At 35.5% G+C, this 16,809-nt stretch carries 18 protein-coding genes; 3 read left to right on the forward strand and 15 right to left on the reverse strand.

Features of this window, described 5'->3' with window-relative positions:
• Nucleotides 1-26: 26 nt before the first annotated feature.
• From CY0110_RS14050 to CY0110_RS14115, 14 genes are all read right to left on the reverse strand, one after another.
• Nucleotides 27-3,173 carry a CusA/CzcA family heavy metal efflux RND transporter gene (locus CY0110_RS14050; RefSeq protein ID WP_008276117.1) on the reverse strand — a complete coding sequence of 1,049 codons (3,147 nt, stop codon included), beginning with the start codon at nucleotides 3,171-3,173 and terminating at the stop codon, nucleotides 27-29.
• A gap of 143 nt (nucleotides 3,174-3,316) precedes the next feature.
• Nucleotides 3,317-3,952: an efflux RND transporter periplasmic adaptor subunit gene (locus CY0110_RS14055; RefSeq protein ID WP_008276118.1), complete on the reverse strand. Its 636-nt coding sequence runs from the start codon at nucleotides 3,950-3,952 to the stop codon at nucleotides 3,317-3,319.
• A gap of 91 nt (nucleotides 3,953-4,043) precedes the next feature.
• Nucleotides 4,044-4,748 (reverse strand): glycoside hydrolase family 24 protein, encoded by a 705-nt coding sequence (locus tag CY0110_RS14060; protein ID WP_008276119.1) that lies wholly within the window; start codon nucleotides 4,746-4,748, stop codon nucleotides 4,044-4,046.
• 54 nt (nucleotides 4,749-4,802) lie between these two features.
• Nucleotides 4,803-5,561, reverse strand: coding sequence for a hypothetical protein (locus CY0110_RS14065; RefSeq protein ID WP_008276120.1), 759 nt, complete (start codon nucleotides 5,559-5,561; stop codon nucleotides 4,803-4,805).
• Between the two features lie 51 nt (nucleotides 5,562-5,612).
• A complete protein-coding gene (locus tag CY0110_RS14070) occupies nucleotides 5,613-5,840 on the reverse strand; it encodes a hypothetical protein (RefSeq protein WP_008276121.1) in 228 nt (75 codons plus the stop codon).
• Between the two features lie 82 nt (nucleotides 5,841-5,922).
• Nucleotides 5,923-6,324, reverse strand: a complete 402-nt coding sequence (vapC, locus tag CY0110_RS14075; RefSeq protein ID WP_008276122.1) for a type II toxin-antitoxin system VapC family toxin — start codon at nucleotides 6,322-6,324, stop codon at nucleotides 5,923-5,925.
• Entirely contained in the window at nucleotides 6,321-6,521 is a 201-nt protein-coding gene (locus CY0110_RS14080) for a type II toxin-antitoxin system VapB family antitoxin (RefSeq protein ID WP_008276123.1), read from the reverse strand. Before CY0110_RS14080 ends, vapC begins: the two co-directional genes overlap by 4 nt.
• A 139-nt stretch (nucleotides 6,522-6,660) precedes the next feature.
• Nucleotides 6,661-8,034 carry a two-component system sensor histidine kinase RppB gene (gene rppB / locus CY0110_RS14085; protein ID WP_008276124.1) on the reverse strand — a complete coding sequence of 458 codons (1,374 nt, stop codon included), beginning with the start codon at nucleotides 8,032-8,034 and terminating at the stop codon, nucleotides 6,661-6,663.
• 114 nt (nucleotides 8,035-8,148) lie between these two features.
• On the reverse strand, nucleotides 8,149-8,499 hold the full coding sequence (locus CY0110_RS14090) for a DUF5615 family PIN-like protein (RefSeq protein ID WP_008276125.1): 351 nt from the start codon (nucleotides 8,497-8,499) through the stop codon (nucleotides 8,149-8,151).
• Nucleotides 8,500-8,504: 5 nt separating this feature from the next.
• Nucleotides 8,505-8,807 (reverse strand): DUF433 domain-containing protein, encoded by a 303-nt coding sequence (locus CY0110_RS14095; protein ID WP_035799442.1) that lies wholly within the window; start codon nucleotides 8,805-8,807, stop codon nucleotides 8,505-8,507.
• Between the two features lie 45 nt (nucleotides 8,808-8,852).
• Complete coding sequence (rppA, locus tag CY0110_RS14100) at nucleotides 8,853-9,554, reverse strand: two-component system response regulator RppA (RefSeq protein ID WP_008276127.1); 702 nt, start codon at nucleotides 9,552-9,554, stop codon at nucleotides 8,853-8,855.
• Between the two features lie 49 nt (nucleotides 9,555-9,603).
• Nucleotides 9,604-10,482: an aspartoacylase gene (locus tag CY0110_RS14105; RefSeq protein WP_008276128.1), complete on the reverse strand. Its 879-nt coding sequence runs from the start codon at nucleotides 10,480-10,482 to the stop codon at nucleotides 9,604-9,606.
• A 192-nt stretch (nucleotides 10,483-10,674) separates the two neighbouring features.
• Nucleotides 10,675-11,178 (reverse strand): YceD family protein, encoded by a 504-nt coding sequence (locus tag CY0110_RS14110; protein ID WP_008276129.1) that lies wholly within the window; start codon nucleotides 11,176-11,178, stop codon nucleotides 10,675-10,677.
• 20 nt (nucleotides 11,179-11,198) lie between these two features.
• Nucleotides 11,199-11,993 carry a biotin--[acetyl-CoA-carboxylase] ligase gene (locus tag CY0110_RS14115; protein ID WP_008276130.1) on the reverse strand — a complete coding sequence of 265 codons (795 nt, stop codon included), beginning with the start codon at nucleotides 11,991-11,993 and terminating at the stop codon, nucleotides 11,199-11,201.
• A gap of 65 nt (nucleotides 11,994-12,058) precedes the next feature.
• Between CY0110_RS14115 and CY0110_RS14120 the strand changes: the two genes are divergently transcribed.
• Both CY0110_RS14120 and CY0110_RS14125 read left to right on the forward strand, forming a co-directional pair.
• Nucleotides 12,059-12,955: a metallophosphoesterase gene (locus CY0110_RS14120; RefSeq protein ID WP_008276131.1), complete on the forward strand. Its 897-nt coding sequence runs from the start codon at nucleotides 12,059-12,061 to the stop codon at nucleotides 12,953-12,955.
• Between the two features lie 127 nt (nucleotides 12,956-13,082).
• On the forward strand, nucleotides 13,083-13,421 hold the full coding sequence (locus CY0110_RS14125) for a P-II family nitrogen regulator (RefSeq protein ID WP_008276132.1): 339 nt from the start codon (nucleotides 13,083-13,085) through the stop codon (nucleotides 13,419-13,421).
• A gap of 46 nt (nucleotides 13,422-13,467) precedes the next feature.
• Here CY0110_RS14125 and rdgB read toward each other — a convergent pair whose 3' ends face one another.
• Nucleotides 13,468-14,043, reverse strand: a complete 576-nt coding sequence (gene rdgB, locus CY0110_RS14130; protein WP_008276133.1) for an RdgB/HAM1 family non-canonical purine NTP pyrophosphatase — start codon at nucleotides 14,041-14,043, stop codon at nucleotides 13,468-13,470.
• A 171-nt stretch (nucleotides 14,044-14,214) separates the two neighbouring features.
• Between rdgB and CY0110_RS14135 the strand changes: the two genes are divergently transcribed.
• Nucleotides 14,215-16,695 (forward strand): ATP-binding protein, encoded by a 2,481-nt coding sequence (locus CY0110_RS14135; RefSeq protein ID WP_008276134.1) that lies wholly within the window; start codon nucleotides 14,215-14,217, stop codon nucleotides 16,693-16,695.
• Nucleotides 16,696-16,809: the final 114 nt, after the last annotated feature.

The raw sequence follows: 16,809 nt of genomic DNA on the forward strand, positions 1-16,809 counted from the left end.
GATATTGTGTGTTTAAATATGCTGACCTACTTAACACTCAAGAATTGTTTCTTTGACTGATAATTTTTTGTCTGGTTAGTTGGGGGATATTTAGGCATCAACCACTTACCAAACTGAGCATAAAGGGCAGGAATAACTAATAAAGTTAAAGCGGTAGAAGTAAATAAACCCCCCAATACAACAATCGCTAAAGGTTGCAAAATTTCATTACCGGCACCCGAAGCAACGGCTAACGGAAACATCCCTAAAGCAGAGGTTAAAGCGGTCATTAAAATGGCATTTACTCGGTCAAGAGAACCTTTAACAATGACATCTTTAAAGCCCATTCCTTGAGCAAATTTCTGGTTATAATTATCCACCAGTAATAAACCATTACGAACAGCTACCCCAAACAAGGTAATAAAGCCAATTAAAGAGGCAATAGACATCACTCCACCACTGAAAATAATGGAAACAATACCCCCCACTAAAGCTAAAGGTAAATTAATCATAATGGCGATAGTAGCAGGGAAAGATTTGACCGAGAAGAACATCAAAATGGTGATAATAATCGCAGCTAAAATGCTATACACTAAGAGGTCATTTGTCGCATTTTGCTCCGCTTCAAATTGACCTCCATATTGAATAAAATAACCCTTCGGTAACTGTACTTGTTGATTAATGGTTGCTTGAATATCTGCCACCACACTACCTAAGTCTCTTTCAGCCACATTCGCAGACACCACAATTAAACGAGAAACATCTTCACGGTTGACCACATTTGCCCCCATACCATACTCTACTTTAGCCACAGAACTTAGGGGAATCATCTCTCCTGTGGGGGTAGAAATAGGAATAGAACGAATAGCATCTAAATTATTGCGGGCTGAAGGTTCTAAACCAACGGTAATATCAATTAATTGCTGATCTTCAGGTACTTGAGAGACAACTTGACCATTCAATGCTGTTTCCACTACTTCAGAAATAGTTTGCATGGTTAAACCATAATTGGCCGCCGCCCTGCGATCATAATGTATTTGTACTTGACGAATAGGTAACTGCGGTTCAAGCTGTAAGTCAACCACGCCCTCGATGGGTGCAATAGCATCTCGTACCTGTTCCCCTACTTGACGCAGTTCAATTAAGTCAAGACCAAAAATTTTAATAGCGATCGCACTTCTCACCCCTGATAACACTTCATCCATGCGATGGGAAATAAACCCCCCAATATTGGGCGCAACCCCTGGCAACTCTAAGAACGCTTCCCGTAGCTGTTTAACGCTGGTTTCACGGTCTTTTAAGGCCAAATCACTCAATTCGATATCCACATGAGCCATACTCACTCCTGCCCCATCTGCATCCCCTGGCGCACGACCAGCCCGTACTTGTACCCATTCATATAGAGGATTATCTTTGAGGGAGTTATAGAGAGCCATTCCTGCACGGTTAGTCATGTCTAGAGATACCCCAGGAAACAACACCATTGAATTGACCATTGATTTTTCTTGAAACTCGGGTAAAAACACCCGTCCTAAACTGGGAACGATGGCAAAAGTAGCAATTAAAGCAGCTAAAGCGCAACAGAGGATAATTTTTGGTAATTTTAGGGATAAATTGAGCAAAGGACGATAAACCCGTATGACAAAACGAGAGATAAACGTCCCATCTGGGGGTAACGTTTGATTCGCTAATAAAATGGCACACAACGCAGGAGAAAGGGTCATTGCTACTAAGGTAGACGCAGCAATAGAGAATAAATAAGCTAACCCCATGGGGGCAAAAATTCGCCCTTCTACCCCCGTCAAACTAAAAATAGGGGCAAAGACAACAATAATAATCACGGTAGAAAAAATTACCGCCAGCCTTACCTCGACGGAAGTATCATAAACCACTTGAAAGGGATGTTTTGGGTTGTCCTGTGCTTGGTTAGTACGAAGTCCCCGATAACAGTTTTCCATATCCACAATGGCATCATCTACCACCGAACCAATAGCAACCACTAAACCCCCTAACGTCATGGTATTAATGCCCAAACCAAAGGCTTTCATGAACAATAAACCGATGATTAAAGAGAGGGGAATGGCACTAAGGGTAATTATTGCAGTGCGCCAGTTCATCAAAAATAGCAACATAATCACCGAAACGATAATGATGCCTTGTATGAGAGAACCACTAACATTGCGAATGGCAGCATCAATAAAATTGGCTTGACGAAACGTTCTGGTAATTTCTACATCTTCTGGAAAACTAGGCTTTAAACTAGCGATAACTGCTTCTACTGCTTTGGTAACGGTAGGGGTATCTACATCAGGCTGTTTATTAATCATCATGACTACCGCAGGTTGCCCGTTAAAACTAGCATCACCCCGTTTTAATGCTGATCCGGTTTTCACCGTTGCCACGTCTTTGAGCAAAATGGGTTCACCGTCTTTAACTTTAACTACCGATGTTTGTAAGTCTTCAATGGACTGTACTTGCCCAATACCACGAATTAATAATTCTTGGCCACCTCCAATGAGAAAACCGCCAGGGGCGTTAGAATTAGAGCCTTTGGCTGCTTCTGTAACATTTGTGAGGGAGATGTTGAGCGATCGCAATTTTTGGGGGTTCACTAATACCTGTTTTTGTCGTTCATCTCCCCCATATACCGTCACTTGAGAAACCCCTGGAACCGAGAGAACTTGATTACTGACGGTTCCTTCTACCAAGCGACGCAACTCCATTAAAGAGGTTTGATCCTTAACAGTGAAGGCGTATTGTAAAATCGTCCCTAATGGGGAAACTAACGGCGAAATTTCAGGAGGATGGGCGTTTTCGGGGAATTGACTACTAATTTGTTGCAGTCGTTCGGTCACTGCTTGTCTCGCTTTGTAAATGTCGGCATTTTGGTCAAATACTACTTGAACCATCGATAACCCCACTTTCGAGGAGGATCTCACCGTTGTTACTCCTGGTAAGCCATTCACTGCGCTTTCGATGGGTACGGTAATTTGTGCTTCTATTTCTTCTGGGGCAAGTCCTGGGACTTCTGTTTGAACATCTACTTGTGGGGGAGCAAATTCAGGAAACACATCTAAGGGCATTTGGGTAATATTAAAAACGCCCCATAAGGTAACTAAAATTGCGCCAATAACAATTAACCATCGTTGAGCAATAGAGCTTTTTATAATCTGATTAAGAAGAGAATTCAGCATTTTAAAATTTAGTCGGTGAGCTTAACGAAGTCAGGAGTTAGCATCAAAGTAGGATGGGTTAGACGGTGATAATTTATGGTGAAACAAAGAATATAACAATCCGTCGTAACCCATCATTTGAGTTAAAATGTGTTTCTATTTGATCAAGAATTTTCCTTTTTGCCACCGCTACCCATAACCGCTAATGCACCACCCACTAATACAACAACTCCCCCACCAATAGCAGCTACTGTCATCAGAGGAAAACCCCCTGATTTTTCTTCCGTTGCTGGCTCAGACGCTTTAACCGAATTTCCTGCATTATCATTATTGTTAGAAGTTGTTTCAGTTTCAGTTTCAGAAACAATCATGGGTTCAGACGTTGGTTCAGTTTCCGCCGTTTTCGTCTTGCGAGACTCAGCATATAGGGATAAACTCCCCTGAGTCACTAATTGTTCCCCAACGGATAACCCTTCGCTAATTTCAATTAAGTCCCCTTGGGTTTCCCCTATGGTAACTTCCACTGGTTCGTAAAAATTTTCATATTGGACAAAAACCAGTTGTTTTTCGTCCGCTTCTACCAACGCAGTTACAGGAATGATTACCCCATTAGCTGCACTTTGTTCAATGGGAGTAACCACAATACCCAACATCTGATCATTTTCGGGGTTAACTTCCACTCTTTCTATACCACCCGTCGCTTGAAACTCATCTCCATGACCCACATGGGAAAGGACAACAGTAGGCGCACCAAGGGTTAAACTAAGACTTAAAAGACTAATCAATGACAGAGATTTCATCATAACTCCTCACAAAAAGCAGGGTTGATCCAAAATTTTTAATAGTCTGCCATAGGGTAGGTGAAATCTAGATGAAATCTCTTTAAGAAATTTACAAACTATTTTGGTCTAGGTTTTCTTTGTTCAATTCTTGTGCCAAAAAATAACGATAAATACTAGGTAAATGAGGAGTCATAGAATTATCTTCAATCCCACCCCCTAAACTTGTCCAAACATTGGATAATTTTCTTAATACCTCTTCGACTCGATCTTGTTTGAGTAAAGTTAATATATCTACATTCCATTGATGATGATCTTTGAGCCAATTATAAACAACAATATCCTGATATTTTGGTTCAAAACTATAGATATATTCCCTGTAACTTGTTTGAGGATTTGGATGATATTTCCTAGCTTTTTCTTGCCAAGTAGAATTCAAAAATTGATAGCGTCCTGCTGCGGTTGAACATTTACCTTTATTGGGTCCAATATTAATCGGTATGCACTGATCAGGATGCTGTTTTAAATTATGAACATGACTACCACCATATAAGAGATAATAGGAATTATTATGATTAGATTCACTAGCAGAAATTGTTAACATTAAAGCCCGAATATAAGGATCACCTCCAGACATTTCCAGTTCAGGCAAATGAGCAACTAATGATGGATTAAATACAGATAGATTATTGTTTTTGCAACTAGATATTAACCCCAAAAATGTAATAATAATGATTAAATTTAATATGATCTTGTAAGGTTTTCTTAGTCTTTTCTTTTTAAGATTGCGTTCAAATATAAAATGTTTAATAATCATAAAAGTATGGATTAGACGGTGATGATTTATCGTGAGACAAACAATATAACAATATTAACCAGGAGGTAAAATATTTTTTAATGTTTCTCCAATACCTTCGGGTAACAATTGTTTTGTTTTAGTAGCAATATCTAAGATGTCTTTCAATAGTTTGAAAAAGTCTTGAACTGGTTTTTTATCTTGTTCTGCTTTAACTTCACTACTATTAATTATTAATGCGCCTAAACTTTCTTCAGCAATTTTTCTAATACCATCTGCGCCATAAAATTGATAATCTTTAACAACTTTTCTAAGTTCTATTAACTTTTCTCTTAGTAAACTTTTTAAAGGTTGGCTAAGATCAGATTCTATTATTTTTTCCAATAAAGAGGATATCTGAGCCTTCAATTCAGTTAACTGCTCTTGATTAATGATAACTTCTTGTTCTCCTAAATCGATTGCACAATTATAAAGCATATGAAAACCTAAAGAATCAGATTCTCTTAAATGTTCATTGACAACATGCCAATGAACATTATGATGTTCCTCTGAAAACCATTGTTTTATTTTCTGTAAACTCTTTTCATAGCCTTTTATTTTCAATTTTGGTAATTTTTGTATATCATTTTCTAAATCTTCTATCAATATAAATAATTTTCCTAACTGTAAGTAAAATATCTCTGATGTTTCTTCAATATCTAAAGCATTACAAAAAACCATCATGAATGACTCAGTAATACTTTCTGAAAGAGCAATATTACCTCGATAATTTATTTTTAACAAAATTTCTAGTAATCGTTTAGCTGAATTATTAGGTAAATCTTGAGTATCCATTGAAACTAGACAAAAATTCAAACAACTTCTATTATAAACAATATTATCCTCTCATACTCTTAAATTAGTTAAGTCCTCATCTATAAATTCAACCCCTTCCTTATCCATTTGTTCCCGAAATCTAAGGGTCATATCCCACAAAGTATCATCATCATCTATAATTTGTTCCTGATTATTTGTGTTCAAGTCTGATAACTTTAAACGTAATATTTCAAACAAATAAGCTATATCTTCCTTAGATAAATCATCAAGAGAGTTAATCATTTCTTGTAATTTCATGGGTTCATTTCCTCTGAGTATAAGATTAGAAAATATATAAATCTTTCCTAAATTAACTAAAGTCTATCACAAAAATGATGGTTTACATTTGTGTCAAAAGTATTGGTAAATACTGACTAAAATTAATAAAATCTTTGTCTGTTGTAAAAATTTTATAATTTCTACGATTTGCCGTTGCACACATCAAAAAGTCTGTGTTTGATCCTTGAATACCATGACGACGACAAACATTAAAATACTCTGCCGCTAATTCGTAGTCTTCTATATCTGTTAATAAATTAGGGAAAGCTTGAAGATTATTTCTCAATTTTTCAAACTGTTCTTTGTGTTTAATACCCGAAAGAATTTCCTGTCTAACTGTTCCTAAAAGGACGACTCGCCCATCAGCAATTAAATTCTTCAATTTGTCTGTTATGACATCGTTAGTCTGTTGTCTTTTTCTTAATGCCAATGACCAAACACAAGTATCAACAATGACTTTCATGATTGATTACGTTGTTGTTTATAGTCATAGTCATCTTCGTACTCAATTGTACCGAATAATTCGGTAATTTCTAGTTGTTTTCGTCGTTGAACATACTCTTTTAATGCGGCTTCAACTACTGCACGTTTAGTTCTATGTCCACCGAGTTTTAATGCTTCTTGAATTAATTTGTCGTCAATCTCTAAATTGGTCGCCATATCACTATTTACCTTAGAGTTGTCCAGACCCTTTTACAAAATAAACCACAAAATTATATTCTGTAAAATAATCTTTTTTATCTTTACAATTGTATTATATAAAGAAAATTACTAAGATAACAAAACCATGCGAATTTTATTAGTGGAAGTCAAAGGTGCAAGATATAACTTGAGGTAAAGAAATCTTAAATACACTACCTCCCCCTAGTTGACTTTTAACGGTAATATAACCTTGATGATGATAAGCTATCGCTTGAGCAATCGCCAAACCTAACCCAGTTCCCCCTGTTTTTCGAGCGCGATCGCTATCCACACGATAAAATCGCTCAAAAATTTGCTTTTGTGCTTCTTTTGGAATGCCAATTCCTGTATCTTTAATCTTAATTAATGCACTGTGTTCTTTAAGGATTAAACTAACCATAACTTGACCACTGTTAGGTGTATATTGAATGGCATTCCCTATTACATTTGAAACTAAACGATAGAGTTGAGACTCGTCTCCTAAAATATAAATTGGCTTATCAGGAATTTGCTCAATTAGGTCAATTTCAGCAATGGTAGCAAGTTCGGAAAATTCTTCTATCAAATCACTCACTAAATCATTTAAACAACAAGATTGAAAAGGTTGAGATGATGATTGTGCTTCGAGACTGGTTAACAAGAGTAAGTCTGTAATGAGATGGCTTAAACGTCTCCCCTGTCTTTCTAAGGTTTGCAGCATCTTGGTTAAATTTTGGGGTTGTGAGGGGGGTATCCTTAAAATCGCTTCGATGGTGGCTAAAAGACTCGCTAAAGGCGATCGCAATTCATGGGCTGCATTAGCTGTAAACTGTTGTTGTTGTTGATAAGATTGATAAATTGGCTGCATGGCTAACCCTGAAAGCCACCAACTTGACACCACAACTAACCCTAAAACCAAGGGAAAACCGATCATTAAAATGATTTTTAGGCGTTTAATTTCAGCGTCAAAGGGTTGTAAAGTACGTCCCAGTTGTAAATAACCCCAAGAAGAATTAACCGCTAAATCATGAGTATCAGAACTGTGTAAAATAATCGTAAATTGACGATAACGGATGTTATTATTTCTAATAGTTTGCCAAGGAGCCGAATTTAAAGTTTGAGATAAATTATCAGGTTGATTAGGAGAAAAAGCTAATAGTTTCCCTTGATGATTAAATAGACGAAGATAGTAAGTATTGCGATCGCTGATTCCTGTGGTATGTCTTTCGATTAAACTGGGATTAGAGTTACACAGTTGTCCCACTAAACATAATTCTGGCAAAATACGTTTTAATACCGTTGTAGGGTCTTCTGAAGCGGGTAACATGGGTTCTAAACTGTCGTGAAGAGTTCCTGCAATTGATTCTATTTCCCTCTCCATTGCATTCCAATTAGACTCAACTAAAGACCGATAAATTCCCAACGCAGATAAACTTAAAATGACTCCCATGACCAAGGTGTACCAAACAGCTAAGCGAAGACGACTATGACGGAATAATTGAGAGGTTTTCATTCATTTAATAAACTTTCCTAATGTGGGTAAAATATTAATTAATATTAAAATTCATGATCTAGGTAAATTTAATGGATACTTTTTTATAAGATACAATCAAAAATATGTTTAATTTTATGAACTTAAAAATACGATATTATTAACCATCTCTGTCTCAGATTTGCTATTCACAAGTTCGAGAATTTGCCGTAATTGTTGACCAATGGAATATCGTTGCTGTTTTGCCAAAATTATCCCTTGATGACTTTTTCCTTCAGTTAAATACTGAGTATGTAAACGGTAGAAATCTCTACGATTAAACGAAAATAAAACTCTTTTTTTTGATGTAGCATAATCCAATTGTTCTATATCACTCATCCCTAACATATCAGCATCTGCGGCACTAATAACATCTACATTCCTTGCCCGTAAAGCAGATAATAAGGCTTGATCCATTGAATCTTCATCAAAATATAAAGATAACATCTCTATTATTGTTGTTGATTAAATTGTAACCATTCTTGTTCAAATTTATCTGCTTCGGCCAATTCTTCAGATAACTCAGTTTCTATCTGTTGTTGATTAGCATGATAATAACTTAAAGCAGCATAAATTTTTGCCAAATTTAGGCGAGGATGTCCTATTCTGCTGAGAATTTCCTCTGGTGTTAAACCAAGTTTATACCAACTAACAATACGATTAACCGTAACTCCTGTTCCAGTAATAATCGGTTTTCCGTTTTTAATTTCATTAGAATGGGTAATTAATGTTCCAATTTCAATTGTTGTTGTCATTAACATTTGTTATATAGGATCTTACTTTATATGATAAGATTAGGTTTAAGAAAGTGCAATATTTGAGTTAAATCGATACCCTTGACCTCGGATAGTTTCAATGGGACAAATGCAGTTATAACTAGCTAATTTTCGTCTGATTAAACGCATTTGGGCAGCTACTACGTTACTCATGGGTTCCGCATCGAGATCCCATAGTTGATTACGCATTTTACTCCCTGAAATAATGCGATCGGGATGTTTCATTAAATAAGCAAAAATTTGGAATTCTTTGACCGTTAAAGGTATGATTTGAGACGGTTCAGTTATGTTCACACAGAGGGCATTATTCGCGTCATCTAGGGTAAATTTGCCGATGGTTAGGGTTTGGGGTTGAAATTGGGGCGATCTTCGTTGTAATGCCCGTAAACGCGCCAGTAGCTCCTCCATTATAAAGGGTTTAACCAGATAATCATCGGCCCCTGCATCTAATCCTGCGATGCGGTTTTCTGGTTGTCCCAAAGCGGTTAACATCAACACGGGTAAGGGATTTTGATAGGATCTCAGTCGTTGACATAATTCTAATCCTGAAAGTTTGGGTAAGAGCCAATCAATAATCGCTACACTGTAGTCTGTCCATTCATTGTCTAGATAGCGCCACGCTTCTACACCATCAACAACCCAATCAACGATATATTTTTCACTAACTAAAACCTGTTTTATCGCTAGTCCTAAGTCTTCTTCATCTTCTACTAAAAGAATTCGCATGGTTAAATCTAAATCAGACTCCTCTCATATATTACCAATGGATAATGAATTATCCATGATTTAAGGTAATTTCTCGTTTTTTAGTTAAACACATAGCAATCGCTTTTTCATAATAAGCGGATTCATTAATAAAGACAGGATAAACCGTTGAATCTCCTTGATAAGTTATGGTTTCGCCGTCAAACGTCATGAATAAAGGATCACCTATATTAATAGGTTGATAATCTTTTGATTGTAAATTAGGATGAATCATTGCTGTTATTTCTTCTTTGTTTCTAGGATAATCAATTCTTTCAAAGACTTCATAAATAATTAAAGTATGACTTTTTTCTTCAATTTTATTTTGATTATATTTATCTAAATAATCTAATAAACTATAAATAACTTTTTCAGTTTTCATGAATAAGTCTGCCTCTAAAACTCCTTGAGGAATAGCCCCCACTTCAACGGTTAATCCTAATTCTGTATTACTTCTTAATAACTGATTTTTTTCCTTGGAAACATAATATAAAACCTTAACTTCAGGATGAATCAAACTTAAATAACTACATAACTTTAAATGAAAATCATTTTTATCAGAAAGAATGATTGTTAATCCCATAGCAGAAGTTGTGCTATGAATATCAACCAAAAAATTAATCTGATTAGTTCTCAATTTTTGATGAATGGTTTTCGCTAAAAGTTGCTCATATAAAATATTATCTAAATTTTCTATATCTTCTAAAGCAAAACATCGATTGAGATCAATTTCTGTGTATCTAATACCTAATTCTATTGCTTTGGGATTAGATAAAAATGGAAATACTTTCAAGGTTTTTCGCTGAAGTAAATGGGGATTTTTGAGGAATTTTTTAACCAAATAAATTCCGGTCATTTCGTTGCCATGAGTACCACCAAAAATAGCAACGTTTTCGATTGGTTTTACCATAAAATCCCCTAAACTAAATTCATTAACAGTGAACTAACAATAGTCTTTTAAGGGTAAGGGGAATAGAAGAGGTAGAAAAATGAAGTTTTAGTCTTGTTTCTTATTATATATTAATCATTTTTCTGTTGTCTCTTGCCTCTTGCCTCTTGCCTAATCTCACATCAATTGAAAACTGATTGCTGTGTATTGTTTCTACTTTGGTAATTGTCGTTTTAACGCTTCTAAACCCGACCAACGACTATCAATTGTTGGTTGATTATCATCAGTTTTTGTGGTTGGCGGTTCGCAATCTTTACCGCATAATTGTCTTAACGGAATGGCTAAAGATAATTGTTCATAAAGCCAACTTTGAGGATCAAAATGACCATGCGGGGATAAACTTTCTGATAAATCTTCCCAAGCAACTTCTCTTTCTTGAGGATAGTTATCCTCTAAATCTGCATCTTTATTTAACCAAATAATTTCAGAGTTTTCCAGGCTAAGACGACGATTATACTGTTGTAAACAGCGATCGCAAGTTAAAGTAATAATGGTTTCTCCTTTAACACCTACTTCCAAAAAAGTTCCCCCATGCCGAATCATCATTTTGCCTCGAAAGGGGGTCAGCGTTTCCAATTCTGGGATAAAATCATCAAGAACAAGGGTTTGGGTTCTATTGGGGGCGTTTAGTAAATGGGGAATATAAATCGCTTGCATAATCTTACGTCTTCCTCTTCTTACGTTTCATTTTGCCAGGATATTGACTCCTCTTGTGGATAACCAAGAGATAGGGTTCCTGGGGGTAGGGTTAGGGTGGTTTTTGATCCTGGAGACTGCAAAGAAACCTTTAATTCTCCTTGAGTGCTAACACCGACGATAGTTCCTGTTATACCTTCAATGATAACTTTACGCCCGACACTATCCAATATTTCTACATAATTTCTCACTAAATTATCTATACCCTCTTTTAGATAAGACTCATAACCCTCAAATATTCCATTAATCGTAATAGCGGACAGGGTATCTAAACTGTCGATGTCATGGGGGTTAGAATAAGATTGAAGGGTGATCCCAGGATGGGGGACTTGATTACCCCAATTAATTCCCACACCAATGACACTGTGGGTAATCATCTTGTTTTGAATGCGGGTTTCGCTTTTAATTCCCCCTAATTTTCCTCTCTCTAAAATGAGATCATTGGGCCATTTTAATTTTACAGGGAGTCCGTATCGACGTAAGCTTTGGGCAATACCCCAACCACTAAAAAGGGTCAGATGGGACGCATTTTGAGCTTCAAGGTTGACGTTTAAGCCAATCGAGAGATAAAGTCCTCCGGCATGAGAAACCCAATTTCTCCCCCATTGTCCTCGTCCTGCGGTTTGTTGAGATGCGATCGCCACGACTGGGAACGAATTCTCCTCTGCTAACAACTGCCAAATCACTTCATTGGTAGAGGTGACAGTATCAAAAATATGCACAGAATAGGAGGGTTGTTTTAAATGAGCGTTAATTTTTCTGGGATCAAGTTTCATTAGTTTGACGCATCGTTAACAGTTTAGATAATAAGTCTTGTCAAACCCTATTAACTTTTAAAATTATGAAAAATCTTCCTAATAAAGCTAAATATACTACTTTAGGAATAGTTGGTATCATTGCTCTATTAGTTATCTGGAGTTTTATCGAACCCCGTATTCTTAATATAGAAAATGAAACGGCAACCATTCCTAATCTCCCTAATTCTTGGTCAGGTCAACAAATAGCACAACTGACAGACTTTCAAATTGGACTATGGGGTGATAATCGCGGTACGGCCCGACGTAGCATTGCTAAGATAGTAGAAGCTAAACCAGCGATCGCTTTAATTAGTGGTGATTTTCTCTATCATCCGGGTTCAAACATTGAATCAGAGATCGAAACCACAATTGATATCATTCGTCCTTTGGTGGATGCAGGTATCCCGACTTATGCAGTGTTAGGGAATCACGACTATGGTATGAGTAGCAGAAAGGCACAACCCTCAACCGAACAAGCAGAAAAATTAGAAATAGCTTTAGAAAAGGCGGGTATCCAAGTCTTAGAAAATGAAACCGTTAAACTAGAACTCCCCAATAGCAATGAGCCTTTATATTTAGTTGGTGTGGGTTCTTTATGGGCCAGTAGAGATAATGTTAAGCAATCGCTTAATACTATTGATAATAATAGTCCCAGAATTGTAATGATGCACAATCCAGATACGTTTGAGCAATTCCCTGCCAATTCAGCACCCTTAGCTGTCGCAGGCCATACTCACGGGGGACAAGTGCGTATCCCAGGATTTCCCCAATGGTCTTGGTTGAGGTTTACTCAAAAAGATAAAGTTTATGCTGATGGTTGGGCAAAAGGCTTTGGGACATCGGGTAATCAGCTTTATGTTAACCCTGGTATTGGTATGAGTATCGCACCAATCCGTTTATTTTGTCCCCCAGAACTCACTTTTTTTACCCTCGAAGGTTAACCTTTTTCTTCAACATGATACTAAATATGACCAATGCTTAAAAATCTTAGGGTTTATGGTTAAGTTCGCCATCATTTCTATCTATAGTAGACAACGAATAAAGCTAGATTACGAGGAGTAACCCACTTTGAAAAAGGTAGAAGCGATTATCCGACCCTTTAAACTAGACGAAGTGAAGATCGCTTTAGTCAACGCCGGAATTGTTGGTATGACAGTTTCTGAAGTTAGGGGGTTTGGACGACAAAAAGGACAAACTGAACGTTATCGCGGTTCTGAATATACCGTAGAATTCCTCCAAAAACTAAAGGTGGAAATTGTTGTCGAAGATCATCAAGTAGACATGGTAATTGAAAAGCTAACGGGTTCCGCACGCACAGGAGAAATTGGAGATGGCAAGATTTTTGTTTCTCCTGTAGACCAAATTATCCGTATTCGTACTGGAGAAAGCGATCTCGAAGCCATTTAAGGTTAATGGGGACTTGGGATGTCCTAAGTCCCTGACGGAGCAACAATTATCCTAATTCTTTTAATTTCGGTAAGAGAAGGGCAAATGCTTGACCTCGGTGAGAGACATCCCGTTTTAGTTCTGGTGTCATCTGGGCAAAGGTTTGCTGATACGGAGGAACATAGAAGATGGGATCATAACCAAACCCTTGGGTACCTTGAGGGGTTTTGAGAATTTCCCCTTGACAAATCCCTTCACTTTGTAGGGCAATAGAACCATCAGGCCGAGCGATAGCGATCGCACAAACAAATTGAGCTTTGCGATTGTCATTATTTCCTAACTCGTTTAATAAGCGTTCAATTCTCTCTTGATCACTGTTACCATATCGAGCAGAATAAAGTCCTGGCGAACCGTTAAGGGCTTCAACCGCTAAGCCTGAATCATCGGCGATCGCCCATTTTCCTAAATGTTTAGCAGTTTGAGAGGCTTTTAATATGGCATTTTCCATAAAGGTTTGCCCTGTCTCTTCTATGTCTATTTCTGATGGTTTCAATTGCAAATTCCAATCAAATCCTATTAAATAGTCTTGCATTTCTTGCAATTTTCCAGGATTACTGGTAGCTACGATTAATTGTTTGTTCATTACTCTTTCTATAATTGAAAATATTCTATATTAAAGAGGTAAACTCTACCTTATCTTGATTTGATTCAAGAAAGTCCATGTAAGGAAATCATGAAAATTTTATAATGGCGATCGCCTTTTTTTCTCAAAAGTTAGCTATTCTTAATTATCCTCTTGATTACTGTTTCAGCCATGTCAAGCGATTCTCCTATTGGTTCCCAAATTTCTAATCAAACTAACAAGAGCATAATTGATTTTAATAAACTCAATAATGTTCAAAGTTTTTCTGATATTTTACAAACTATTTTTTTAGGAATATCATCAACACAAGGAGTAGATTTTTTTGAATCATTAGTTTTTCATTTAACCCAAGTTTTAGAAATTGACTATGCTTTTATTACTCAATTAGAAAATGATAATTCTACTATAGCTTTAGCTGGTGCTTTTAGAGGAAAAAGATATGATGAATATGTCTATAAATTAAAAAATACTCCTCATGAAATTGTTTTAGAACAAGGTAAATATACTTGTTATGATAATTTAAAAAAAGTTTTTGTAAATGATAGTTTTATCCAAAAAAACAATATTGAAAGTTATATAGGTACAGCATTATATGACCAAAAAGGAGAGGTGACAGGGTTACTTTGCGTAATGAATAGCTCTCCTTTAGGAAATAAAAAAATATTACCGAAAATCATTGAAATTTTTGCAGTCAGCGCAGCCAGAGAATTAAAAAAAATACGAACCGAAAAGGAACTTGAAAAAATCAATATTGATTTAGAGAAGTTAGTCAGAAAAAAAACGAATCAATTAGAGGAGACGAACGATAACTTACGGAAAGAAATTAAACGAAATAAAAAAATTCAATCACAATTAATTAAGCAAGAAACCCAGTTTAAAGAACTGGTTTATAATATTGAAAATGGAATTATTATTGTTAATCAAGAAGGAAAAATTAAATTTGCTAATCCTGCTGCTCTAAAAATTTTTGAGCAACCATTACACAGTTTATTAGATTACGAGTTTGGTCTTCCCATTATTAATGATAAACCCGTGGAATTAGAAATTCTCAAATCTAATAATCAAACGGGTATAGTAGAAATGAATATTACCCTAACAGAATGGGAAAACGAATCAGTTTATTTAGTTTCTTTTAGGGAAATTACTATGAGAAAGAAAGCGGAAGAAGAAATTATTAAAGCGAAATTAGAAGCAGATTCAGCCAATCAAGCCAAGACGGAATTTTTAACAAATGTTAGTCATGAACTTCGCACTCCTATGAATGCAATTTTAGGATTCTCGCAGCTTCTCAAGTTAAAATTAAAAGTAGATGATCCGCTTATTTATGAATATATTGATACTATTTATAATAATAGTAATATTCTCTTATCTTTAATTAATGAATTACTGGATATTAATCAAGCTGAAGCTGGAAAAATAGAATTAAATTATTGTGGTTTTTCTGTTAGACAGTTTCTTGGGGAAACTATAAAACTTTTTTCTAGTCAACTGTCCAAAAAAACAGTAAATTTATTGATAGACATTGAAGATAATGTTCCTAAATTTATTAATTTTGATTCTCTACGATTACGTCAGATTTTAATTAATCTTATTAGTAATTCCTTGAAATTTACCACAAAAGGTCATATTAAAATTCTTATCAGTATTCAAGAATTGTATCTTAATTCTTGTACCTTAAAAATCTTTGTAGAAGATACAGGAATTGGTATTAAAGATGAAGATAAAGAGCGGATTTTTCAGGTATTTACCCAAAGTAAAGGACAAGATAACTATCGTTATGGAGGTAATGGGTTAGGTTTATTTATAACTCAGAAAATTACAGAATGTTTAGGAGGAACCATAACTTTAGAAAGTGAATGGGGAAAAGGTTCTACTTTTACTATAATTTTTCCTAATGTAGAAATTCTTGATTCAAGAGAAAATTTAGAAGAAATTTCTTATATAAAAACCCTTAACGATCTTGATCCCGTAAACATTTTAGTTATTAATGATGTTTTTGATGATTGTAATATAATTAAAGGTTATTTTGCTGAGACTGAACATCATCTATTATTTGCCAATAATAAGGAAATGGCGGTTAATCTACTTAATAATTATTGTATTGACATCCTATTCATTCGTTTAACACTGAACAATATTGAGAATGACCTAAAAACATCAAAATTTTTACACAAACAATATCAAACTATTCCTATCATTGCCATAACTGATATTTATCTCAATATAAAAGAACATAATAATAGTCTTTTTCAAGGATTTCTTGAATACCCCATTAACTATTCTCAGCTTGTAGAAGTTCTTAGTAATATTTTACGCCAAAAAGAAGAACAAGAAACTAAAATAGAATTTTCTATAACAGCATCAGATTATGAAAAAATCAATAATCTATCTAATTTATTACAAGAATTACAAAAAATACAAGAAAATTCCTGGAAATTGATTCGTCGAAGAATGATTCTATCAGAACTTCAACAATTTTGCCATGATCTCAAAGATTTAGGACAAACATATCATTGTCAAATACTCGTGAACTATAGTGAAATGTTAGCTAGTCATGTTCGTTTCTTCGATATTGAAAAGTTCTCTAAGGTATTAGATAACTTTCCACAAATTAGAGTTAGTTTACTAAATTATTTTGATAACAACGGTTAAAAGAGGAACTCTCAACCCTAAATTTACTTCTATTTTGTAAGGAGGTTTCCTACTCCTTGTAGGGAATGCTCTTGTCACTAAAAATCCCTATGTACCCCTTTTGATCAATCTCTG

It is taken from the genome of Crocosphaera chwakensis CCY0110 (genome assembly GCF_000169335.1).
Classification (GTDB): Bacteria; Cyanobacteriota; Cyanobacteriia; order Cyanobacteriales; family Microcystaceae; genus Crocosphaera; species Crocosphaera chwakensis.

Bases quoted from the DNA above. Each gene is read 5' to 3' on its own strand.
- CY0110_RS14050 (WP_008276117.1), bottom strand. From the start codon at position 3,173: ATGCTGAATTCTCTTCTTAATCAGATTATAAAAAGCTCTATTGCTCAA.
- CY0110_RS14055 (WP_008276118.1), bottom strand. From the start codon at position 3,952: ATGAAATCTCTGTCATTGATTAGTCTTTTAAGTCTTAGTTTAACCCTT.
- CY0110_RS14060 (WP_008276119.1), bottom strand. From the start codon at position 4,748: ATGATTATTAAACATTTTATATTTGAACGCAATCTTAAAAAGAAAAGA.
- CY0110_RS14065 (WP_008276120.1), bottom strand. From the start codon at position 5,561: ATGGATACTCAAGATTTACCTAATAATTCAGCTAAACGATTACTAGAA.
- CY0110_RS14070 (WP_008276121.1), bottom strand. From the start codon at position 5,840: ATGAAATTACAAGAAATGATTAACTCTCTTGATGATTTATCTAAGGAA.
- vapC (WP_008276122.1), bottom strand. From the start codon at position 6,324: ATGAAAGTCATTGTTGATACTTGTGTTTGGTCATTGGCATTAAGAAAA.
- CY0110_RS14080 (WP_008276123.1), bottom strand. From the start codon at position 6,521: ATGGCGACCAATTTAGAGATTGACGACAAATTAATTCAAGAAGCATTA.
- rppB (WP_008276124.1), bottom strand. From the start codon at position 8,034: ATGAAAACCTCTCAATTATTCCGTCATAGTCGTCTTCGCTTAGCTGTT.
- CY0110_RS14090 (WP_008276125.1), bottom strand. From the start codon at position 8,499: ATGTTATCTTTATATTTTGATGAAGATTCAATGGATCAAGCCTTATTA.
- CY0110_RS14095 (WP_035799442.1), bottom strand. From the start codon at position 8,807: ATGACAACAACAATTGAAATTGGAACATTAATTACCCATTCTAATGAA.
- rppA (WP_008276127.1), bottom strand. From the start codon at position 9,554: ATGCGAATTCTTTTAGTAGAAGATGAAGAAGACTTAGGACTAGCGATA.
- CY0110_RS14105 (WP_008276128.1), bottom strand. From the start codon at position 10,482: ATGGTAAAACCAATCGAAAACGTTGCTATTTTTGGTGGTACTCATGGC.
- CY0110_RS14110 (WP_008276129.1), bottom strand. From the start codon at position 11,178: ATGCAAGCGATTTATATTCCCCATTTACTAAACGCCCCCAATAGAACC.
- CY0110_RS14115 (WP_008276130.1), bottom strand. From the start codon at position 11,993: ATGAAACTTGATCCCAGAAAAATTAACGCTCATTTAAAACAACCCTCC.
- CY0110_RS14120 (WP_008276131.1), top strand. From the start codon at position 12,059: ATGAAAAATCTTCCTAATAAAGCTAAATATACTACTTTAGGAATAGTT.
- rdgB (WP_008276133.1), bottom strand. From the start codon at position 14,043: ATGAACAAACAATTAATCGTAGCTACCAGTAATCCTGGAAAATTGCAA.
- CY0110_RS14135 (WP_008276134.1), top strand. From the start codon at position 14,215: ATGTCAAGCGATTCTCCTATTGGTTCCCAAATTTCTAATCAAACTAAC.